Below are 22145 nucleotides of genomic sequence, written 5' to 3' on the forward strand. Positions count from 1 at the left end.
ACGGACGTACACGGGCCGGGCCCGGCAGGGCGCGGGTGGGGACCCGGGCGCTTGTGTTCGGGATGTTCGGGGCGTAGTTCGGGATGTATTCGGATCGCTTTTCACGCAGGCGCGCGGACGGGGGAGGATAGACGCATGCAGCCACGGAACATGTCCATGAGCGGAGTCGTCGACCTCGCCGCGGTGAAGGCGGCCCAGGAGGCCAAGGCGAAGGCGGAGCAGACGCGCGCCGAAGCGGCCAGGCAGGGCGGCGCGGGGGCCGTCTCCCCGGCCGATCTCGTCATCGACGTCGATGAGGCGGGGTTCGAGCAGGAGGTCCTGCAGAGGTCCGCCGAGGTGCCCGTCGTCATCGACTTCTGGGCGGAGTGGTGTCAGCCCTGCAAGCAGCTGAGCCCCGTCCTGGAGCGGCTCGCCGTCGAGTACGACGGCCGCTTCCTGCTCGCCAAGATCGACGTCGACGCCAATCAGATGCTGATGCAGCAGTTCGGGGTGCAGGGCATCCCGGCAGTGTTCGCGGTCGTCGCCGGGCAGGCGCTGCCGCTCTTCCAGGGGGCCGCCGGTGAGGCGCAGATCCGACAGACCCTCGACCAGCTGATCCAGGTCGCCGAGCAGCGGTTCGGGCTCACCGGCCTGACGGTCGACCCCGACGCCGAGCCGGGCGCCGCGCCGCAGGAGGCGGCGGTGGAGCAGGCCGGTCCGTACGACGCGCTGCTCGAAGCCGCCGTACGGGCGCTGGACGCCGGGGACTTCGCCGGCGCGGTGCAGGCCTACAAGAACGTGCTCGCCGACGACCCGGGCAACAGCGAGGCGGAACTCGGACTCGCGCAGGCCGAGTTGCTCGAGCGGGTGGGCGGCATGGATCCGCAGCAGGTACGGAAGGACGCGGCGGAGCGGCCGGCGGACTCCGCCGCGCAGATCGCCGCCGCCGACCTGGATCTGGTGGGCGGTCATGTCGAGGACGCGTTCGGGCGGCTCATCGACACCGTGCGGCGCACGGCCGGTGCCGACCGGGACGCCGTACGGCTGCGGCTGCTGGAGCTGTTCGAAGTGGTCGGTCCGGAGGATCCGCGAGTGGCGGGGGCCCGACGGGCGTTGGCCCGCGCACTGTTCTGACCCGGACGGGCCGGTCCGGCCGGTCCGGTCGTCGGGGTGGCCGGAAGCGCGGGTTCTGACCAGTCGCTAAACGTCGGGGCCCGTGTTGCCGGTGTGAAAGTTCTGCCGAAGTGGTTCCCGTGCGGCCGCGCTTTACCAAATCTTGGTAATCGCGGCCGCTGTTACTGCAAGTAAGACAAGGTCGCCGATCTGTCGGACTCTGTCCAGCGATCAACAGCTTTGTCCTGGGCGGGTTTGACACCCTGCGTCGCCGGTCGAGACCTGTGGGTCGTTGTTCGGTTATCCGGCCGTTACTAGCCAGTAACGAACCCCCTTGTGCGAGCCGCGAGAATGCACCACGATCGGCCACGCTCGGTCCGAACCCGTACCCCGACAGCCGGTTGGGTCAACGGGTTTTCCAGGGTCCCCACCGAGCAGGGACGACGACAGTGACGTCGGCCCTTGGGCAGGGGGGTCTTCGCTGTGGCGAAGCCTGCCCGGCAAGGTTGTGCGTGATGCGTGTCAGGCGCGACCAGTGGTTGTCGCTCGGGGGTGATCGCCGGTGATCGGTGCGCGGTTCGCGCCTCCGGGACGGGCGCTCCCCTTCCCGAGGACGTAGCACTTCTCCCATCCCTGCCCGTCTGAGCCGCCGCGATCGGGGGCGAGTCGGGACCAGGAGATGTACGTCCGAGAAGGAGGAAATATGGAGTCCCAGGTGCGTGGCGGGACCAGATGGAAGCGGTTCGCCGTCGTCATGGTGCCCAGCGTGGCCGCGACGGCGTGCATAGGCGTCGCCCTCGCGCAGGGCGCGCTCGCCGCGTCGTTCAGCGTGTCGGGGCAGTCGTTCAAGGTCACGGCCGACAAGCTCGACGGCACGGGCTTCTCGCAGTACGGCGCGATCGACACGGGTTACACCCTCGACGGCAAGAAGACGGCGCACGCCGTCGCCGTCTCGGCGTTCAAGAGCGCCACGATCACGAACATGTGCCAGTCCGTGGTCACCCCGAACATCCCGCTGCTCGGTTCGGTCAGCCTTCAGCTGAAGGCCGGTGGCGAAGGTACTCCGGTCGAGGCCGAGAACCTGTACATCGACGTCGAGGACCTGCAGGCGAACGCCGTCTTCAGGGGCATCGACATCGGTGTGGCCGCCAAGGACGCCAGCAAGGGTCCGGGCCTCAAGAGCGGTGACACGGCCAACCCGTACGGGTTCGCCCAGCAGGCGGACTCCGCCACGCTGACCGACGTGAAGCAGACGGCGTGGGCCACCACCGCCGGAACCTTCAAGCTCAGCGGCCTGAAGATGTCGCTGTCGACGGGTGTCAAGGAGTGCTACTAAGCACTCTCTGACGGGCGGGGGAGCCGGTGGCGCCCCCGCCCGTCCAGTTGGAGCCCGGGCGTTCACCGCCCGGGCCTCCACCCGCAGTACAACTCACCACCACAGCAAAGCCGCACCAGGGAGCTGTTTTCCATGAGCGCCGAGACCCCTGTCGCCCCCGGCCAGTTCACCCGCCGGAGGCAGCAGTTCCGCGCCTGGCGAGGTACGCGGCCGTTCTGGGCCGGTCTGTTCGTCCTTCTCAGCGGACTTCCCATCGCCTACTTCCCGTACGCGCACCTCCAGGTGGGCCACCTGACGCTGGCGATGGCGACCACCGCGGGCGCCGGGTCCCTGATCATCGGCGTGCTGCTGGGTGTGCTGGGCGTCAGCCTGTGGTTTCAGAAGCACGTACAGACCTTCGCGGGTGTCGCGGCGATCCTGTTGGGGCTGGTGTCCATCCCCGTCTCCAACCTGGGCGGTTTCCTCATCGGCTTCCTGCTCGCGCTGATCGGCGGTGCGATGGCCGTCTCCTGGGCACCGGGCACGCCGCCCGCGCCGGCACCGGCGCCGGAGCAGGGCGCGGGCGCCTCGGACGCCCCCGAAGGCGCGTTCCCCGAGGCCCCCGCCGCGCCGGGCGACCTCACCGAGAACCCGTACAGCACGGGCCCCGCCCCGACCGGGAAGCCGTCCTTCACCAAGGACGACGACGGACCGGGCGAGCCGCACGAACTGCACGATCTGTCAGGAACGAGCCCGGCCAACGGGGCGAACGGGAGGCACAGTGCCGGCTGACGAGGTTTCCACCGGGAGCGATGTGGACGCTGCCCGCGTGAGAACCACCGGACCGCGGCACGCGGCACCGAAGAAGCCGCTCTTCACCAGGTTCCACATGCCGGCCGGCAAGGCGATAGCCCTGGCGGCCATGCCGACGGCGGTGCTGATGGGGATGGGCTTCACACCCACCCTCGCCAACGCAGAGGACCAGCCGACGTCGAAGAGCCTCACGATCGACGAGTACAAGGACTGCCTGGCGGCCCTGGACGACGCGGACGCCTCCGCGTCGGCCTCGCCGTCGCCCTCCGTCTCGGAGAGCGCGACCGAGTCCGCCGAGCCGTCCGCCGACGAGTCCACGGACACGTCCACGGACGACTCCAAGGACACGTCGGGCAACGCGGGCGGCACGGATGACTCGCCCTCGTCGGATTCAGGTTCCGGCGACACGGCCGAGCCCTCCCCGTCGGCGTCCTCCTCGTCCTCGACGTCGACGACGTCCGGCGACACGACGACCGACGAGCCGACGGACACCGAGACGAGCAAGAACGTCCTGGAGACCATCGGCGACGCCATCACCGACCTCTTCGACGGCAGCGGCTCCGACGACGCGACGGCCGGTTCGAGCCCGTCGCCCTCGGCATCCGCCTCGGCGTCGGCCTCGGCCTCCGCCGGTGACTCGACGACCGATCCGGGTTCCGGCTCGTCCGGCTCGGGCTCGGACCCGTCCAAGGACACCACCGACGCCGTCACCGACGAGGTGAAGGACACCGTCGAGACGACCGAGGAGACGGCGAAGGACACCGAAGAGGACACGGAGGAGGCCGCCGACGACGCCACGGCCTCGCCGAGCCCCTCGGAGAGCGCCGGCACGGACGTCGACGACTGCCCCGTCGCCACCGAGGACGAGAGCGGCATCGACAACAAGATCAGGCTGCCCGACGACCCCTGGTTCCTGAACGCCAGCTCGCTGCTCCTCAAGGGCGCCGACTACCAGGGCATCGTCAAGGTGAAGACCGCCAACGGGACCGTCAAGGAGGTCCTGAAGTACGTCATCTCCGACGGGACCGACATCGGCGATCTGCACCAGACGGTGGCCGACAAGCAGTCCGGCAAGACGTACCACGTGCAGGCGGGCAAGGGCACCACGTCCACCATCCGTGACGGCGACACGATCATGTACACGGAGAGCATCTCCGGCAACCTGTTCGGCCTGATCCCGGTCACGTTCACCCCGGAGGACCCGCCGCCGCTCAACATCCCGCTGATCTACTTCACCAATGTGAAGGTGCAGCAGGCGGGCCAGCTCGGCGGCACGCTGACCGTGCCCGGCCTCCACCAGTTCACGACGGCCGGCTGAGCACCCCCAAGACCCGTTCGGGAGCCGCAGAAAAGCGCTGAGGGCGCCCCCCTGTCCGCAGGGGGGCGCCCTCAGCGCCGTACGAGCCCCTCACCGGGGCCGGTCGTTCAGTCGCGGGCGCCGCCGCCGAGGTGGTGGACGCGCAGCATGTTGGTGGTGCCGGGGACGCCGGGGGGCGAGCCGGCGGTGATGATGACGATCTCGCCCGGGTTGAAGCGGTTGATCTTGGCGATCTCCTGGTCGACCATGTCGACCATTTCGTCGGTGCTGTTCACGAACGGCACGACGTGCGACTCCACGCCCCAGCTGAGCGTCAGCTGGTTGCGGGTGTTCTCGTCGGTGGTGAAGGCGATGATCGGCTGGGACGCGCGGTAGCGGGACAGCCGGCGGGCGGTGTCGCCGGACTGGGTGAACGCCACCAGGCCCCGGCCGCCCAGGAAGTCGGAGATCTCACACGCGGCACGGGCGATCGAACCGCCCTGCGTACGCGGCTTCTTGCCCGGCACGAGCGGCTGCAGCCCCTTGCCGAGCAGTTCCTGCTCGGCCGCGGTGACGATCTTCGACATCGTCTTGACGGTCTCGATCGGGTAGGCGCCCACGCTCGACTCGGCGGACAGCATGACCGCGTCCGCGCCGTCCAGGATCGCGTTGGCCACATCGGAGGCCTCGGCGCGGGTCGGACGGGAGTTGGTGATCATCGACTCCATCATCTGGGTCGCCACGATCACCGGCTTGGCGTTGCGCCGGCACAGCTCGATGAGCCGCTTCTGCACCATGGGGACCCGCTCCAGCGGGTACTCGACGGCGAGGTCGCCACGCGCGACCATCACACCGTCGAACGCCATCACGACGTCCTCCATGTTCTCCACCGCCTGCGGCTTCTCCACCTTGGCGATGACGGGGACCCGGCGGCCCTCCTCGTCCATGACCTTGTGGACGTCGGCGACGTCCGAGGCGTCCCGGACGAAGGACAGGGCGACCAGGTCGGCGCCCATGCGCAGCGCGAACCGCAGGTCCTCGATGTCCTTCTCGCTCAGCGCGGGCACGTTGACGGCCGCGCCGGGCAGGTTGATGCCCTTGTGGTCGGAGATGACGCCGCCCTCGATGACGATCGTCTTCACCCGCGAGCCCTCGACGTCCAGGACCTTCAGCTCGACGTTGCCGTCGTTGATCAGGATCTGGTCGCCGCGCGAGACGTCGCCGGTCAGGCCCTTGTACGTCGTGCCGCAGATCGTCTTGTCGCCGGGGACGTCCTCGGTGGTGATGGTGAACTCGTCACCGCGCACCAGCTCCACGGGACCCTCCGCGAAGGTCTCGAGGCGGATCTTCGGGCCCTGGAGGTCGGCGAGGACGCCGACGGCCCGGCCGGTCTCCTTGGCGGCGGCCCGGACCCGGTCGTACCGGCCCTGGTGCTCGGCGTGCGTGCCGTGGCTGAAGTTGAAGCGGGCCACATTCATACCGGCTTCGATCAGGGACACGAGCATTTCGTGGGAGTCGACCGCGGGGCCGAGAGTACAGACGATTTTCGAACGGCGCATGGGGCGATCCTATCGGTTTGTTTCGCTACGGAATATTCCGTCTGGTGGAAGAGCAAATGAGTGCACAGGTGCTCAGTTGCTTTCCTCGTCGGTTACCTGTCGGTTGCCTCGCGGCGGAGCCGCAAATCATTACCGCCGCACCAAGGCGTAGGCCTGTGCGGCGATCTCCAGTTCCTCGTCGGTCGGCACCACGGCGACCGCCACCCGCGCGCCGGCCGGCGAGATCAGCCGCGGCTGATCGCTCCGTAGGGCGTTGAGCGCGCCGTCCACCGCCAGGCCCAGCGCGTCCAGCCCCGCCACGGCCGCCGCCCGCACCGGCGCCGCGTTCTCCCCGACCCCGGCCGTGAACGCGACCGCGTCCACCCGACCGAGTACGGCGTAATAGGCGCCGATGTACTTCCGCAGCCGGTGAATGTAGATGTCGAAGGCGAGCTTCGCCCGCTCGTCGCCCTCGTCGATCCGCCGCCCGATCTCCCGCATGTCGTTGTCACCGCACAGCCCGATGAGACCGCTCTTCTTGTTGAGAAGAGTGTCGATTTCGTCGATGGACATTCCGCCAACGCGCGCCAAATGGAAGATGACGGCCGGATCGACGTCCCCCGAGCGGGTGCCCATGACGAGGCCCTCCAGCGGGGTGAGCCCCATGGACGTGTCCACGCACCGACCCCCCTCGACCGCCGACGCGGACGCCCCGTTGCCCAGGTGCAGCACGATGACGTTGACCTCCTCGGGCGCCTTGCCGAGCAGCTTCGCCGTCGCCCGGGAGACATACGCGTGCGAGGTCCCGTGGAAGCCGTAGCGCCGCACCCGGTGGGCGTCGGCGGTCTCCACGTCGATCGCGTAACGCGCGGCCGCCTCCGGCATCGTGGTGTGGAACGCGGTGTCGAAGACGGCGACCTGGGGCAGGTCGGGGCGCAGCGCCTGCGCGGTGCGGATGCCGGTGAGGTTGGCCGGGTTGTGCAGCGGGGCGACCGGGATCAGCCGCTCGATCTCGGCGAGGACGGCGTCGTCCACGACCGTCGGCTCGGTGAAGCTCTGCCCGCCGTGCACGACGCGGTGCCCGATGACGGCGAGTTCGGGGGAGTCGAGGCCGAGCCCGTCCTTCGCCAGCTCCTCCGCGACGGCCTTCAGCGCGGCGTCGTGGTCGGCGATCGGCCCGATCAGCTCACGGCTCGCGCCGCCGGCGGCGAGCGGGGTGTGCTTCAGCCGCGAGGACTGCTCGCCGATGCGCTCGACGAGCCCCATCGCCAGCCGGCTGCCGTCGCGCATGTCGAGCAGCTGGTACTTCACGGACGAGGAGCCGGAGTTGAGGACGAGGACGCGGGTGCCGGTCACTGGAGGGTTGCCTTCTGCTCGGTGCTCTGGGCCTGGATGGCCGTGATGGCGACGGTGTTGACGATGTCCTGGACGAGGGCGCCCCGGGACAGGTCGTTGACGGGCTTGCGCAGCCCCTGCAGCACCGGCCCGACCGCGATCGCGCCGGCCGAACGCTGTACGGCCTTGTACGTGTTGTTGCCCGTGTTGAGGTCCGGGAAGATCAACACGCTGGCCTGGCCGGCGACTTCGGAGCCCGGCAGCTTGGTCGCGGCGACGCTCGGCTCCACGGCCGCGTCGTACTGGATGGGCCCCTCGATCTTCAGATCGGGCCGCCGCGAGCGGACCAGCTCGGTCGCCTCGCGCACCTTGTCGACGTCGACGCCCGACCCGGAGGTGCCCGTCGAGTACGACAGCATCGCGATCCGCGGCTCCACCCCGAACCGGGCGGCGGTCGCGGCCGACTGGACGGCGATGTCGGCGAGTTGCTCCGCGTTCGGGTCCGGGTTCACCGCGCAGTCGCCGTACACGAGGACCTTGTCGGCGAGGCACATGAAGAAGACCGACGAGACGATGTCGGCGTCCGGCTTCGTCTTGATGATCTCGAACGCGGGCCGGATCGTCGCGGCCGTCGAGTGCACCGAACCGGAGACCATGCCGTCGGCGAGGCCCTCCTCGACCATCAGCGTCCCGAAGTAGTTCACGTCGGAGACGACGTCGTACGCCAGCTCCAGGCTGACGCCCTTGTGGGCGCGCAGGCCCGCGTACAGCTCGGCGAAGCGGTCGCGCAGCTCGCTGGTGGCCGGGTCGATCAGCTGGCACTGGCCGAGGTCGATGCCCAGGTCGGCGGCCTTCTTGCGGATCTGGTCGACGGGACCGAGCAGGGTGAGATCGCACACGCCCCGGCGCAGCAGCACCTCGGCGGCGTGCAGGACGCGCTCCTCGGTGCCCTCCGGGAGGACGACCCGGCGCTTGTCGGAGCGGGCCTGCTCCAGGAGCTTGTGCTCGAACATCATCGGAGTGACGCGGTCGGTGCTGGGCGCGGAGACCCGCTTGAGCAGCTCACTCGTGTCGACGTGCCGTTCGAACAGCCCGAGCGCGGTCTCGGCCTTGCGCGGGGTGGCCGCGTTCAGCTTGCCCTCCAGGGAGAACAGCTGTTCGGCGATGGGGAAGCTGGTGCCGGGCACCGAGACGACGGGGGTGCCGGGGGCGAGCCGGGCGGCGAGCGTGAGGACCTCCTGGCTCGGGACCTCGCCCAGGGTGAGCAGCACCCCGGCTATCGGCGGGGTGCCGGCGCTGTGCGCGGCGAGCGAGCCGACGACCAGGTCCGCCCGGTCGCCCGGGGTGACCACCAGACAGCCCGGGGTCAGCGCGTCCAGGAAGTTCGGCAGCATCGCCCCGCCGAAGACGAAGTCCAGGGCGTCGCGGGCCAGCCCGGAGTCGTCGCCGAGGACCACCTGCGCGCCCAGGGCGTGCGTGATCTGCGCGACGGTCGGCGCGGACAGCGCGGGCTCGTCGGGCACGACGTAGCAGGGCACGGGCAGCCGGGCGGCGAGACCGGCGGCTATCGCGTCGCGGTCCTCCGGGGCCACCCGGTTCGCCACCATGGCCAGGACGTCGCACGCGAGGCCTTCGTAGGCCCGGTAGGCGTTGCGGATCTCGGAGAGCACCGACTCCGCGGGCTGCTTGCGGCCGCCGACCACGGGGATCACCGAGGCGCCGAACTCGTTCGCGAGCCGGGCGTTGAGGGCCAGCTCGTCGGGGAACTGCGTATCGGCGTAGTCCGTCCCGAGGACCAGGACGACGTCGTAGTCGCGGGCGACGAGGTGGAAGCGGTCGACGAGGGTCGAGACCAGCTCGTCCGCGCCCTGCTCCGCCTGGAGGGCGGACGCCTCGTGGTAGTCCATCCCGTAGACCGTGGCCGGATCCTGCGTCAGCCGGTAGCGGGCGCGCAGCAGCTCGAAGAGCCGGTCGGGCCCGTCGTGGACCAGGGGGCGGAACACGCCCACCCGGTCGACCTGCCGGGTCAGGAGTTCCATGACTCCCAGCTCGACGACCTGGCGGCCGTCGCCGCGGTCGATCCCGGTCACGTACACGCTGCGGGTCACGCGAGCTCTCCGTTCGCTGATGTGCTGGCCCTGTCGCAAAAATCGCCCACCTAGGTGAGCAGATCCCTCTTGACAATACCTCTGCGCCTAGTTAAGACGCCCGTCAAGCGACGGCCCGTTCGGCGGCGTGAAACAATCGATACCGGCTCACCGGCTATCGACAGCGAGCAGGAGACACAGCACGATGCGCATCGGAGTTCTCACCGCAGGTGGCGACTGTCCAGGCCTCAACGCAGTGATCCGGTCGGTCGTACACCGAGCGGTCGACAACTACGGCGACGAGGTCATCGGCTTCGAGGACGGCTACGCGGGGCTGCTCGACGGCCGCTACCGCGTCCTCGACCTCAACGCGGTGAGCGGCATCCTGGCCCGCGGCGGCACCATCCTCGGCTCGTCCCGGCTGGAGCGCGACCGGCTGCGCGAGGCCTGCGACGGCGCCTCCGACATGATCGAGGCCTTCGGCATCGACGCGCTCATCCCGATCGGCGGCGAGGGCACGCTGACGGCCGCGCGCATGCTGTCGGACGCCGGGCTGCCGGTGGTGGGCGTCCCGAAGACCATCGACAACGACATCTCCTCGACGGACCGCACGTTCGGCTTCGACACCGCGGTCGGCGTCGCCACGGAGGCGATGGACCGCCTCAAGACGACGGCCGAGTCCCACCAGCGGGTGATGGTCGTCGAGGTCATGGGCCGCCACGCCGGCTGGATCGCGCTGGAGTCCGGGATGGCGGCTGGCGCGCACGGCATCTGCCTCCCCGAGCGGCCCTTCGACCCGGCCGACCTGGTCAAGATGGTCGAGGAGCGCTTCGCCCGCGGCAAGAAGTTCGCGGTGATCTGCGTCGCGGAAGGCGCCCACCCGGCCGACGGCACCATGGACTACGGCAAGGGCGCGATCGACAAGTTCGGCCACGAGCGGTTCCTGGGCATCGGCACCGCCCTGGCCTACGAGCTGGAGAAGCGGCTCGGCAAGGAGGCCCGACCGGTCATTCTCGGCCACATCCAGCGCGGCGGCGTCCCGACGGCGTACGACCGTGTCCTGGCGACCCGCTTCGGCTGGCACGCGGTGGAGGCGGCGCACCGGGGCGTCTTCGGGCGGATGACGGCCCTGCGCGGAACGGACGTGGTCATGGTGCCGCTGGCGGAGGCGGTGACCGAGCTGAAGACGGTCCCGAAGGACCGCATGGACGAGGCGGAGTCGGTGTTCTGACCGGTGGTGTCCTGACCGGTCGTGTTCTATCCGGTGCTGTCCTGACCTGTCCCGGACGCGCGGTTCTGCACGATCGTCCAGAAGGCGTCCACGATCCCGTCGAGGAAGTCCCGGCCGACGTCGCTCGCGAACCCGGCCGGGTCGCCCCCCGACCAGTTCTGCGGGGCGGCGGCCGGCTGCCCCTGATAGACGTGATGCAGCTCCCGCAGGGCGGGCTCCACGAGCCGCCGGTCCAGCGGCAGCAGCTTGGCCACGGGCTTCACATACGGCTGCCAGCGGGTGCGGGCGGCGGTCCGCAGCAGATCGCCGAGCCTGCCCTCGCGGCCGGTGACGGTGACCAGGTCGGGCAGCGAGAGGTCCAGCAGTTCGGCGAGGGCCGCGCTCTGCCGCTCCGAGCCCTCCCACTGCCCGCTCTCCTCCATCCGCGCGTACTCCGCGAACGCGTGCCCCACGGCCCGCGCGACGTCCTCGGGGGCGAAGCCGCGGGCGATGCGGTGTTCGCGCAAGGTGCGGGGCCTGCCGATCAGTTCGGCGGGGGAACACCACAACACGCCTGCGAGGGCGGTGAGTTCGGGACTGCTGGGCGTCATGATCCCGCGTTCCCAGGCGACTACGAGATCCGGGGTGGCGTAGGGGAGCCCGTAGGACGAGCGAAGACTGTGGGCGACATGCTCGGGGGCCATGCCGAGGGCCGCGCGAAGCCTGGCGGCGGCGGGCGAGTTGAAGGGCGGACCGGGCTGGTGAGTGTGGGACGGGGGTCGGGGCACGGGGACACCGTAGGCGGTGCGGCGTGCGATGACTACTCCGGGTTGGCCTAAGGCAACGGATTGTTGAAATCCCGGATGCGGGAAACCGGCGGGGCTGAGCGCTCCGCAGGATGTGCCGGGATGTGTCGTCGTTTTGCTGCGGCGCCGTCGTGGCTGGTCGCTCCCCCACTCTCGGCTGCGCTCGAGCGGGGGGACCCCCATCGCGGCGGAGCCGCAGATGTCAGCGTCCCGCGCCCCTTCAGGGCGCTGGCGAACCGCCCGTTGCTCAGCGGCCGCGGGCGCCCTTTACCCAGCGGTAGACCAGTTCCGGTCTTCCCACCTGGCCGTACAGCGGTTTTCGCTCTGCTCGGCCGGCCTCGATCAGGTGTTCCAGGTAGCGGCGGGCCGTGATGCGGGAGATGCCGACCGCTTCCGCGACGCCCGCCGCCGTCAGTCCCTCCGCCGCCTCCCGTACCGCCTCCGTCACCCGTTCCAGCGTCGGCGCGCTCAAGCCCTTCGGGAGGGCCGCCGGGCCCGGTGCGCGGAGTGCGGCCAGGGCGCGGTCGACCTCGTCCTGGCCGCTCGCCTCGCCCGCGGCCCCACGGAACTCCGCGTACCGGACCAGGCGGTCGCGCAGCGTCGCGAACGTGAACGGTTTGAGGACGTACTGCACGACCCCCAGCGAGACGCCCTCCCGCACCACCGTCAGGTCCCGTGCCGACGTCACCGCGATCACGTCCGCGTGGTAGCCGGCCGCCCGGAGCGAGCGGGCCAGCTGCAGCCCGTGCGCGTCGGGCAGGTGCAGGTCCAGCAGGAGCAGGTCCACCGGGGTGCGGTCCAGCAGGCGGCGGGCCTCCGCGCCGGTGTGCGCCTTTCCGACCGCGACGAAGCCCGGCACTCGCCCGACGTACATGACATGGGCGTCCGCGGCGACCGGATCGTCCTCCACGACCAGCACTCTGATCGGCTCTTCGCTCGTCATCCTCGGCCTCCAGTCCCGGACACGGCCGTGGTCCGCAACGGCAGGCGTACCACGAACTCGGCTCCGCCGCCCTCGGCCTCCGCCACCGACAGTGTTCCCTCGTGCCGGTGCACGGCCTGCCGGACGAGGGCCAGACCCAGGCCCCGGCCGCCCGGCCCCGCCGGTTTGGTGGAGAAGCCGCGTTCGAAGACCAGCGAGGCGTGCGCGGGATCGACCCCCGCCCCGGTGTCCGCCACCCGCAGCAGCAGATCGTCGCCCTCCGTGCACGCCGTCACCGTCACCCGGCCCCGGATGCTGCCCTGCGCCGCGTCCACCGCGTTGTCGATCAGGTTGCCGAGGATCGTGACCAGATCGCGGGCCGGGAGCGACTCGGGCAGCAGGCCGTCGTCCAGGCCGCTCGACTCCGAGACGACGAGTTCCACGCCCCGCTCGTTCGCCTGCGCCGTCTTGCCCAGCAGCAGGGCGGCCAGCACGGGCTCGCTCACCGCCGCGACCACCTGGTCGGTGAGCGCCTGGGCCAGTTCCAGCTCCGCCGTCGCGAAGTCCACGGCCTCCTCCGCACGCCCCAGCTCGATCAGCGAGACGACCGTGTGCAGCCGGTTCGCCGCCTCGTGGGCCTGCGATCGGAGGGCCTGCGTGAAGCCGCGCTCCGAGTCCAACTCGCCCATCAGGGACTGGAGTTCGGTCACATCGCGCAGGGTGACGACCGTGCCCCGGCGCTCGCCGCCCGATACGGGTGACGTGTTCACCACCAGCACCCGGTCCGCCGTCAGATGCACCTCGTCCACCCGCGGCTCCGAGGCGAGCAGCGCGCCCGTCAGCGGGGCCGGGAGGCGCAGCTCCGCCACCGATCTGCCCACCACCTGGCCCGACACGCCCAGCAGCTCCCGGCCCCCGTCGTTGATCAGCGCCACCCGGTACTGCCCGTCCAGCATCAGCAGTCCCTCGCGCACCGCATGCAGCGCGGCCTGGTGGTAGTCGTGCATGGCGCTCAGCTCGGCCGCGTTCATGCCATGGGTGTGCCGGCGCAGCGACGCGTTGATCACATACGTGCCGATCGCGCCCAGCGCGAGCGCGCCGCCGGCCACCCCGAGCATGGCCGTCACCTGGTCCTGCACCCGATGGGTGATCGACTCGACCTTGATGCCCGCGCTGACCATCCCGACGACGCGTCTGCCGTCGTCCTCGATCGGGGTGACCGCGCGGACGGACGCGCCCAGGGTGCCGGTGTAGGTCTCGGTGAAGGACTCGCCCTTCAGGGCCTTCGCCGTATTGCCGAGGAAGCGCTGTCCTATCTGCGTCTTGTCCGGGTGGGTCCAGCGGATGCCCTCCGGATTCATGATCGTGACGAAGTCGACGTCCGTGTCGCGCATGACCCGCAGCGCGTAGGGCTGGAGCACCGCGGTGGGGTCCGGGGTCCCTATGGCCGTGCGCACCGAGGGGGAGTCGGCGACCGAGCGGGCTACCGCCGTGGCCTGGCGGGCCGCCGCCTCCTCGGCCTGGCTCTGGTCGCTGACGTACGTGAACAGCGCGTACCCCGCCACGAGGACCGCTATCAGCACCGCCTGCATGGCGAAGAGCTGGCCGGCGAGGCTGCGAGGTCTGGGAAGCGACGGTATGCGCATGTCGTCAGTGTGCCCCCGAGGTTAAGTGTGAACTAAATGAACGGAAGGGTGACCGGCCTCACAGGGCGGGAGATAGTCACGGCAATCCCCCATAACCCCGGACGTGAGCCGCACGCCGGTGATGCCGACGAAGACGTCAAGGAGGGCAGCCGTGGCCGCCAGCAGCACCCCCGATACGGCACCTGCCGCACCCGCAGTCAAGCGGGACCGCACCCACTATCTGTACATCGCGGTGATCGTCGCGGTCGCCATCGGCATCGCCGTGGGCCTCATCGCCCCCGACTTCGCCGTCGAGATGAAGCCGATCGGAACCGGCTTCGTCAACCTGATCAAGATGATGATCTCGCCGATCATCTTCTGCACGATCGTCCTCGGCATCGGGTCGGTACGGAAGGCCGCGAAGGTCGGCGCCGTAGGCGGCATCGCCCTCGGCTACTTCGTGGTCATGTCGCTGGTCGCGCTCGCCATCGGCCTCGTCGTCGGCAACATCCTGGAGCCGGGCTCGGGCCTCGCGGTCACGGACGCCGTCAAGGAGACCGGTCAGGCGCAGGTGCCCGAGGAGGCCAAGGACACCACCGAGTTCCTGCTCGGCATCATCCCCAAGACGATCGTCTCCGCCTTCACCGACGGCGAGGTCCTGCAGACCCTCTTCGTCGCCCTGCTCTGCGGCTTCGCCCTGCAGGCCATGGGCAAGGTCGGCCGGCCGGTGCTGCGCGGCGTCGAGCACATCCAGCGCCTCGTCTTCCGCGTCCTGACGATGGTGATGTGGGCCGCCCCGGTCGGCGCCTTCGGCGCGATGGCCGCGGTCGTCGGCTCGGCCGGCGTGGACGCCCTCAAGAGCCTCGCCGTGCTGATGCTCGGCTTCTACGTCACCTGTTTCCTCTTCGTCTTCATCGTTCTCGGCGCGCTGCTGAAGGCCATCTCGGGCCTGAACATCCTCTCCCTGTTCAAGTACCTGGGCCGTGAGTTCCTGCTGATCCTGTCCACCTCCTCCTCCGAGTCCGCGCTGCCGCGCCTCATCGCGAAGATGGAGCACCTGGGCATCAGCAAGCCCGTCGTCGGCATCACCGTCCCGACCGGCTACTCCTTCAACCTCGACGGCACCATGATCTACATGACCATGGCGTCCCTGTTCATCGCCGACGCGATGGGCACGCCGATGTCGATCGGCGAGCAGATCCCGCTGCTGCTGTTCCTCTTCGTCGCCTCCAAGGGCGCGGCCGGCGTCACCGGCGCCGGCATGGCGACCCTGGCCGGCGGTCTGCAGTCGCACAAGCCCGCCCTGGTGGACGGCATGGGCCTCATCGTCGGCATCGACCGCTTCATGAGCGAGGCGCGCGCCCTGACGAACTTCGCCGGCAACGCCGTCGCGACCGTCCTGATCGGCACCTGGACCAAGGAGATCGACAAGGAGCGCGTGCAGCTGGTGCTCGCGGGCGGCCTGCCCTTCGACGAGAAGACCCTTCTCGACGAGGGCGACGACATCGACGACGACATCGACGGCGACTCCGACGGTGACGTCCTCGCGGACAGCGCACTGCCCGAGCAGCGCGAAGGCGGCGAGAAGGAACTCGCCAAGGCGTAACCGCTCCCCTCAGTTCCGGATGTCCGGCCCCGCCTGAACCGGGGCCGGACATTCGGCTGTTTCGGCCATCGGCTCCCCGCGCCCCTCAGGGGCGCTTTCCGAGGGTCTCGGCGACCGCCGCCGACAGCCAGCTTCGTGCGTCGGCGAAGGCGAAACCGAGGCGCGTGGCCCGGGAGTTGTCCATGCCGTAGGAGCGGAAGAAGGAGAACGGCGAGACCTCGCCGACGTCGGAGCGTCGCGGCGTCGTTCCGGCGGAGCCGGATCCTGCTCGTGACGGTGACGGGTCGTTCGCATGTTCCCGGTGACGACGTGGGTTCGACGTGCCTAGTGTGATCGTCATGCAGCTCCGGTACAGCTTCCGCCTGTACCCGAACACCGTCCAACAGGCCGCGCTGGCACGGGTGTTCGGGTGCGCACGCGTCGTGTTCAACGACGCCGTGCGTGCCCGCGAGGACGCCCGCAAGGCAGGGCAGCTGTTCCCGACGGCCGGTCAGCTGTCCCGGGAGCTGATCACCCAGGCGAAACAGACGCCGGAGCGCGCCTGGCTCGGTGAAGTGTCCGCAGTCGTCCTCCAGCAGTCTCTGCGGGACGCCGAGGCCGCGTACAAGAACTTCTTCGCCTCCCTTAAGGGCACCCGGAAGGGTCCGAAGCTGGGCCCGCCCCGGTTCAAGTCCCGCAAGGACAGCAGGCAGTCGATCCGGTTCACCGCCAACGCCCGCTGGAACATCACCGATCGGGGGCGGTTGAACCTGCCGAAGATTGGCGCGGTGAAGGTGAAGTGGTCCCGCATCCTGCCCACCACCCCCACCTCCGTCACCGTCATCAAGGACGCGGCCGGCAGATTTTTCGCCTCCTTCGTCATCGACACCGACCTGGACGTCGACCAGGCGCGGATGCCCGAGACCGACCAGGCGATCGGTATCGATCTCGGCCTCACCCACTTCGCGGTCCTCTCCGACGGCACGAAGATCGACTCCCCGCGCTTCCTTCGGCGCGCGGAGAAGAAGCTGAAGAAGGCGCAAAAGGAGTTGTCCCGCAAGCAGAAGGGATCGAAGAACCGGGCCAAGGCCCGCCTCAAGGTCGCCCGCGCCCATGCCAAGGTCGCTGACGCCCGCCGTGAGTTCCACCATCAGCTCTCCACGAGGCTGATCTCCGAGAACCAAGGGATCGCCGTGGAGGACCTGTCGGTGGCGGGACTGGCTCGTACCAGGCTGGCCAAGTCCGTGCACGACGCCGGATGGGCACAGTTCCTCCGCATGCTGGCGTACAAAGCGGAACGGTACGGGCGCACTCTGGTCACGATCGGTCGGTTCACACCGACCTCCCAGACCTGCCACGCCTGCGGTGTCAAGGACGGCCCCAAGCCCTTGAACGTGCGGGAATGGACCTGCATCGCCTGCGGCACCGTCCACGACCGGGACACCAACGCCGCACTCAACATCAAGACGGCCGCCGGACTGGCGGTGACGGCCTGCGGAGCGCCGGTAAGACCGGGAGCGATCCCGGCACAGCGCGAAGAAACAGGAAGCCACGGATTCCCGACCGGAAACCGTGCCGCGTAGCGGCACGGCAACCGGTCAAGGAAGGCCAGAATCCTCGCCCTTCAGGGCGAGGAGCATGTCAAACCCTCAAACACCCCAGGACGCTGGAGCTGATGGAGCGGCCGGAGATCACCGAGGTGCATCACGTGGTCGGCGAGGACTGCTGGATCCTCAAGGTCGCCGTCACCGACACCGTGCACCTGGAGGAGGTCCTGGAGGCGGTCTCGGTCCTGGGCCGCACCACCACCTCGATCGTGCTCACCTCACCCGTGTCCCACAAACCCCTCTTGCCTTGACGTCGGCGTCAAGCCGTACGTTCGTCCGTATGCGCATCGGAGAGCTGGCCGCGCGGGCCGGGACCACGACCCGGACGCTGCGGTACTACGAGTCGCGGGGGCTGCTGCCCGCGCGGCGCGCCGACAACGGATATCGCACGTACGACGAGAGCGATCTGCGGCTGCTCCGGCAGATCAGGACGCTCCAGGACTTCGGGTTCGACCTGGAGGAGACCCGGCCCTTCGTGGAGTGTCTGCGGGCCGGGCATCCCGAGGGCGACTCGTGTCCGGCGTCGCTCGCGGTCTACCGGCGCAAGCTGGGCGAGCTGGACGCGCTCATCGGCGAGCTGCAGGCGGTGCGCGAGACGGTCGCCGGGCAGCTGGTGCGGGCCGAGCGGGCGAGGGACGAGCTCGGCGCCGAGGCGCTGGTTCCGGGGGGTCCGGAACCCGGGTGCGAACTGGAGGCCGGTAAATGGGGACCGCTGTGACCGATGTGACGGACGACGACTTCGAGGCCGAGGTGATCGGCTCCGAGCTGCCGGTGCTCGTGGAGTTCACCGCGGACTGGTGTCCGCCGTGCCGGCAGATGGGGCCGGTGCTCGACGCGCTCGCCGCGGAGGAGGGCGGTCGGCTGAAGGTGGTGCAGCTGAACGTGGACCACAACCCGGAGACGACCAACGCCTACAAAGTGCTGTCGATGCCGACCTTCCTGGTCTTCCGGGGCGGCGAGCCGGTGAAGTCGATGGTGGGCGCCCGGCCCAAGCGCCGGCTTCTCGCGGAACTGTCCGAGGTGCTCCCGGACGCGGTGCGCTGACCTGACGTAATACGCAAAAGAACTCCCCCGAGCAATTGCGCTCGGGGGAGTTCTTTGCGTATATTTAATGGTTCGTGACTTCACGGAAATCAAGTCACAAAGAAGCTCAGTGAGCACAGTATATCCGGGCGGGAGCTGAATTGTCAAACAGCGAATTTCCAGACGATGAAATGTGTCGTGAGCAGGAATTCATCGACAGCGTGTACGCGCGCGTGGACGCCCTGCGCGGTGACACCGAGTCCTCCGTCACCGACGCCCTCGCCCAGGGCAACACGCCCATGCAGGCCCGGCTGGAGCGCGACATCCTCGTCGCCGAGCGCTCGGGGCTGCTGGCCGCGCTGAACGCGGTCGACGGCTCCCTCTGCTTCGGCCGCATCGACCTCTCCTCGGGCACCAAGCACCACATCGGCCGGATCGGGCTGCGGGCCGACGACGCCGAGCTCACGCCGATCCTGATCGACTGGCGAGCCGACGTCGCCCGCCCCTTCTACCTGGCCACCGGCCACACCCCGATGGGGCTGCGCCGCCGCCGGCACCTCACCACCGAGGGCCGCCGGGTCACCGCCCTGCACGACGAGATCCTCGACCTCGGCGACCAGGAGCGCACCGGCCACGAGGACCCGACCGGCGACGCCGTGCTGCTCGCCGCGCTCGGCGCCGCGCGCACCGGCCGGATGAGCGACATCGTGCAGACCATCCAGGCCGAGCAGGACGAGATCATCCGGGCGCCGCACCGCGGGGTGCTGGTCGTCGAGGGCGGCCCCGGCACCGGCAAGACGGCCGTCGCCCTGCACCGCGCCGCCTACCTGCTGTACGAGCACCGCGAGCTGCTCGCCAAGCGGGCCGTCCTGATCGTCGGCCCCAACCCCGCCTTCCTCGGCTACATCGGCGAGGTGCTGCCCGCGCTGGGCGAGACCGGCGTCCTGCTGGCCACGGTCGGCGAGCTGTACCCGGGCGTCCACGCGAGCGCCGCGGACCGGCCCGCGGCGGCGGCCGTCAAGGGCCGCGCCGACATGGCGGACGTCCTCGCGGCCGTCGTCCGCGACCGGCAGGCGCTGCCCGATCCGGTGATCACGATCGAGCACGACCGCGAGATCCTGATGCTCGACGACGGACTGGCCGGCGTAGCCCGCGACCGCACCCGCGCCGCCGGGCTGCCGCACAACGCGGCCCGCGAGCACTTCGAGGGCCACATCCTCAACGCGCTGACGGACATGGTCGCCGAACGCATCGGCACCGACCCCTACGACGGCTCCAACCTGCTCGACCCGAGCGACATCACCCAGATCCGCGACGAGCTCGCCGAGAACCCCGAAGTCCGGTCCGCCATCGACGAGTTGTGGCCGCACCTCACCCCGCAGCGCCTGGTCGCCGACTTCCTCGCCGCCCCCGAGGCCTACCTGAGCGCCGAGGACGCGGCCGCCGTCCGCCGCCCGGTGACCCGCGCCTGGACCGTGTCGGACGTGCCGCTGCTCGACGAGGCCGCCGAACTCCTCGGCGAGGACGACCGGTCGGCGCGGGCGCTCGCCGAGCGCGAGCGCGAGGCGCAGGTCGCCTACGCCCAGGGCGTGCTCGACGTGTCCTACGCCTCCCGGAGCTTCGAGTTCGAGGACAAGGAGGACGACGACCCCGAGGCCGGCGAAGTCCTCTCCGCGCACGACATCATCGACGCCGAGCGGTTCGCCGAGCGGCACGAGGAGGACGACCACCGCAGCGCCGCCGAGCGCGCGGCGGCCGACCGGACCTGGGCGTTCGGACACATCATCGTCGACGAGGCCCAGGAGCTGTCGCCGATGGCGTGGCGGCTGCTGATGCGGCGCAGCCCGACCCGCTCGATGACCCTGGTCGGCGACCCGGCCCAGACGGCCGAGGCCGCCGGGGTCGGTTCGTGGGCGCAGATCCTTGCGCCGTACGTCGAGGACCGCTGGGAGCACACGCGCCTCGGGGTCAACTACCGCACCCCGTCCGAGATCATGGACATGGCGGCCGCGGTGGTCCGCGCCGAGCAGCCGGACTTCGAGCCGCCGAGTTCGGTGCGCTCGACGGGCGTACGTCCGTGGGTACGGCGTGCGGTGGACGACCTGCCCGGCGCGGTGGCCAAGGCGGTGGCCGAACTCACTCCCGCCGAGGGACGACTGGCGGTGATCGCCCCGCGCGACCTGCACCGCGCGCTGGCCGCCCGGCTGGACGGGGTGACGGCGGGCGCGGAACCCGACCTGACACGGGCCGTCGTGCTGCTCGACCCGCGCCAGTCCAAGGGGCTGGAGTTCGATTCCGTGCTGGTGGTGGAGCCCGGGCGGTACGGCACGAGCGACCTGTACGTGGCGCTGACCCGGGCCACGCAGCGGCTGGGGGTGGTGTTCAGCGGCGAGGTGCCGGAAGCGTTGGCGCAGTACGGAGAGGCCGTCTCCTCCTCCGTATTCTCCGCTGCCGTGGCCTCCGGCACGGACGTCGCAGGACCGTAGCGGTTCGCCGGTCTGTCAGGAGGGCAGTGTCCAGCTCTGGTTGGCGGCGCCGTTGCACGTCCAGATCTGCAGCCGGGTGCCGTTGTCGGAGCTGGGGCCGGTCGCGTCCAGGCACTTCCCGGACACCGGGTTCACCAGCGAGCCGTTCGCGCCGGGCTGCCACTTCTGTGCGCCGGTGCCGTTGCAGTCGTAGAGCTGCACCTTGGTGCCGTTGGCGGTGCCGGCCGAGGCGATGTCCATGCACTTGCCGAGCGACCGCAGGCTGCCGTCCGTGGCCACCGTCCAGTTCTGTGCGCCGGTGCCGTTGCAGTCGTAGAGCTGCACCGCGGTGCCGTTGGCGCTGTTGGCGCCGGCGACGTCCACGCATTTGCCGCCGTAGCCGTGGATCGCCCCGGTGGGTTCGGTGGGCGGGGGGACCGGGCCGGACTGCCCGCCCAGCCAGCGCAGGCCCTGGATGAGCAGTTGGTTCTGCTGGGCGCTGGCGAAGGTGGAGGACAGGGCGGTGTCGGTGGAGTAGTCCATGTAGTTGTGGCCGAAGTTGGCGTAGAACATCTTGTAGTTGCGGTTGGTCCAGGCGATCGGGTAGTAGCCGCTGTACCAGGACTGGTTGGCGTCCGTGCCGACCGGGAAGGTCGAGGGCGCCATGGACGCCAGGATGTCGATGGCCGGGTTCTGCCGCAGGTCGTTCTGCCAGCTGTACCACTCGCTGACCGAGGACGTGATGGTGGCCGGCAGGCCTGCCGTCGCCGCATGGGTGCGGTCGTCGATCGTGAGCGTCTCGGCGGTCGGCCACCAGGTGTTGTTCCGGAAGGCGCCGGTGCCGAGCAAGGTGTTGTGGTACCAGGACCAGTCACTGCTGTCCGTGGTGAACGCCGAGACGTGGAACCCCAGGAAGCCGCCGCCGTTGTTCATGTACGTCTGGAACGCGGACCGCTGGGCGGCGGTGTGGGGATAGTCGTCGAGGAACATCACCACCTGGTAATTGGCCAGGTTGGCGGTGTTCAGCTGGTTCCAGTCGGTGGTCGCCGTGTACGAGAAGCCGTACTGCGCGCCGGCCTGCGGGAACCAGGAGTTGGCCTCCTTGTCGAAGCTGATGTGTGCCTGGTCCTCCGTACCGCCGTAGAAGGCGAGCACTTTGAAGTCGGCTGCCGCCCGGGCGGTCTGGGGCACCCCGGTCTGCAGTCCGAGCAGCACGGCGAGCAGCGTGAACAGCCTTAACAGGGACCGGGGCCACAGGCGGGCGGCGGCGGGTGTGAACATACGGGGCCCTTCTCGTGCGCGGAGCGGGGGATCTCGCACTGGTCCACCGCATTGAAGGGGGCCGACGATGGACATGTCAATGGTGTAGACCTTCTCCGCCCGTGCCGCTCCCGCCGCCCCCGGTCACCGCCGCCCCCGCCCCTC

18 protein-coding genes and 1 pseudogene are annotated in these 22145 nt (G+C 70.0%); 11 read left to right on the top strand and 8 right to left on the bottom strand.

All coding sequences use genetic code 11. The features are described 5' to 3' along the window. The first annotated feature begins 135 nt into the window (after positions 1-135). The 4 genes from ACWCPF_RS31005 to ACWCPF_RS31020 all read left to right on the top strand — a co-directional run bounded on the left by ACWCPF_RS31005 (position 136) and on the right by ACWCPF_RS31020 (position 4538). Entirely contained in the window at positions 136-1113 is a 978-nt protein-coding gene (locus ACWCPF_RS31005; protein ID WP_451048402.1) for a tetratricopeptide repeat protein, read from the top strand. A 682-nt stretch (positions 1114-1795) separates the two neighbouring features. After that, positions 1796-2428, top strand: coding sequence for a DUF6230 family protein (locus tag ACWCPF_RS31010; RefSeq protein WP_451048403.1), 633 nt, complete (start codon positions 1796-1798; stop codon positions 2426-2428). Positions 2429-2560: 132 nt separating this feature from the next. Beyond that, complete coding sequence (locus ACWCPF_RS31015; RefSeq protein ID WP_451048404.1) at positions 2561-3199, top strand: DUF6114 domain-containing protein; 639 nt, start codon at positions 2561-2563, stop codon at positions 3197-3199. Further along, the gene (locus ACWCPF_RS31020) at positions 3189-4538 is read left to right on the top strand and encodes a hypothetical protein (protein ID WP_451048405.1); all 1350 of its coding nucleotides are present in this window, start codon (positions 3189-3191) and stop codon (positions 4536-4538) included. Before ACWCPF_RS31015 ends, ACWCPF_RS31020 begins: the two co-directional genes overlap by 11 nt. A gap of 107 nt (positions 4539-4645) precedes the next feature. Here ACWCPF_RS31020 and pyk read toward each other — a convergent pair whose 3' ends face one another. The 3 genes from pyk to pta form a co-directional block, all read right to left on the bottom strand. Beyond that, on the bottom strand, positions 4646-6076 hold the full coding sequence (gene pyk / locus ACWCPF_RS31025) for a pyruvate kinase (protein ID WP_451048406.1): 1431 nt from the start codon (positions 6074-6076) through the stop codon (positions 4646-4648). 129 nt (positions 6077-6205) lie between these two features. Then, complete coding sequence (locus tag ACWCPF_RS31030) at positions 6206-7411, bottom strand: acetate kinase (RefSeq protein ID WP_451048407.1); 1206 nt, start codon at positions 7409-7411, stop codon at positions 6206-6208. After that, the gene (pta, locus tag ACWCPF_RS31035; protein WP_451048408.1) at positions 7408-9498 is read right to left on the bottom strand and encodes a phosphate acetyltransferase; all 2091 of its coding nucleotides are present in this window, start codon (positions 9496-9498) and stop codon (positions 7408-7410) included. The genes ACWCPF_RS31030 and pta overlap by 4 nt, the downstream gene beginning before the upstream one ends. A gap of 184 nt (positions 9499-9682) precedes the next feature. Here pta and ACWCPF_RS31040 point away from each other — a divergent pair, with 184 nt between their 5' ends. Next, positions 9683-10708: an ATP-dependent 6-phosphofructokinase gene (locus ACWCPF_RS31040; protein ID WP_451048409.1), complete on the top strand. Its 1026-nt coding sequence runs from the start codon at positions 9683-9685 to the stop codon at positions 10706-10708. A gap of 26 nt (positions 10709-10734) precedes the next feature. On the opposite strand, the gene ACWCPF_RS31045 is transcribed toward ACWCPF_RS31040, so the two are convergent. From ACWCPF_RS31045 to ACWCPF_RS31055, 3 genes are all read right to left on the bottom strand, one after another. Then, complete coding sequence (locus tag ACWCPF_RS31045) at positions 10735-11475, bottom strand: helix-turn-helix domain-containing protein (protein WP_451048410.1); 741 nt, start codon at positions 11473-11475, stop codon at positions 10735-10737. A 265-nt stretch (positions 11476-11740) separates the two neighbouring features. Continuing rightward, positions 11741-12436, bottom strand: a complete 696-nt coding sequence (locus ACWCPF_RS31050) for a response regulator (RefSeq protein ID WP_451048411.1) — start codon at positions 12434-12436, stop codon at positions 11741-11743. Then, positions 12433-14061 carry a sensor histidine kinase gene (locus ACWCPF_RS31055; protein WP_451048412.1) on the bottom strand — a complete coding sequence of 543 codons (1629 nt, stop codon included), beginning with the start codon at positions 14059-14061 and terminating at the stop codon, positions 12433-12435. The genes ACWCPF_RS31050 and ACWCPF_RS31055 overlap by 4 nt, the downstream gene beginning before the upstream one ends. A 121-nt stretch (positions 14062-14182) precedes the next feature. Between ACWCPF_RS31055 and ACWCPF_RS31060 the strand changes: the two genes are divergently transcribed. Next, on the top strand, positions 14183-15646 hold the full coding sequence (locus ACWCPF_RS31060) for a cation:dicarboxylate symporter family transporter (RefSeq protein WP_451048427.1): 1464 nt from the start codon (positions 14183-14185) through the stop codon (positions 15644-15646). An 85-nt stretch (positions 15647-15731) separates the two neighbouring features. Here the strand turns inward: ACWCPF_RS31060 and ACWCPF_RS31065 are convergent, their stop codons facing one another. Then, positions 15732-15986, bottom strand: coding sequence for a hypothetical protein (locus ACWCPF_RS31065; RefSeq protein ID WP_451048413.1), 255 nt, complete (start codon positions 15984-15986; stop codon positions 15732-15734). Between ACWCPF_RS31065 and ACWCPF_RS31070 the strand changes: the two genes are divergently transcribed. The 5 genes and pseudogenes from ACWCPF_RS31070 (at position 15985) to ACWCPF_RS31090 (ending at position 20741) form a co-directional block, all read left to right on the top strand. Further along, entirely contained in the window at positions 15985-17208 is a 1224-nt protein-coding gene (locus tag ACWCPF_RS31070; protein ID WP_451048414.1) for an RNA-guided endonuclease InsQ/TnpB family protein, read from the top strand. The genes ACWCPF_RS31065 and ACWCPF_RS31070 overlap by 2 nt on opposite strands. 62 nt (positions 17209-17270) lie before the next feature. Next, positions 17271-17483, top strand: a pseudogene (locus tag ACWCPF_RS31075) (Lrp/AsnC ligand binding domain-containing protein); the annotation flags it as partial. A gap of 29 nt (positions 17484-17512) precedes the next feature. Beyond that, a complete protein-coding gene (locus tag ACWCPF_RS31080; protein WP_451048415.1) occupies positions 17513-17950 on the top strand; it encodes a MerR family transcriptional regulator in 438 nt (145 codons plus the stop codon). After that, on the top strand, positions 17935-18276 hold the full coding sequence (locus tag ACWCPF_RS31085) for a thioredoxin family protein (RefSeq protein WP_451048416.1): 342 nt from the start codon (positions 17935-17937) through the stop codon (positions 18274-18276). The genes ACWCPF_RS31080 and ACWCPF_RS31085 overlap by 16 nt, the downstream gene beginning before the upstream one ends. Before the next feature lie 170 nt (positions 18277-18446). Next, positions 18447-20741 carry a HelD family protein gene (locus ACWCPF_RS31090; protein WP_451048417.1) on the top strand — a complete coding sequence of 765 codons (2295 nt, stop codon included), beginning with the start codon at positions 18447-18449 and terminating at the stop codon, positions 20739-20741. A 15-nt stretch (positions 20742-20756) separates the two neighbouring features. Here the strand turns inward: ACWCPF_RS31090 and ACWCPF_RS31095 are convergent, their stop codons facing one another. Next, positions 20757-22001 carry a ThuA domain-containing protein gene (locus tag ACWCPF_RS31095; protein ID WP_451048418.1) on the bottom strand — a complete coding sequence of 415 codons (1245 nt, stop codon included), beginning with the start codon at positions 21999-22001 and terminating at the stop codon, positions 20757-20759. Positions 22002-22145: the final 144 nt, after the last annotated feature.

Source organism: Streptomyces sp. NPDC001858 (assembly GCF_053594615.1).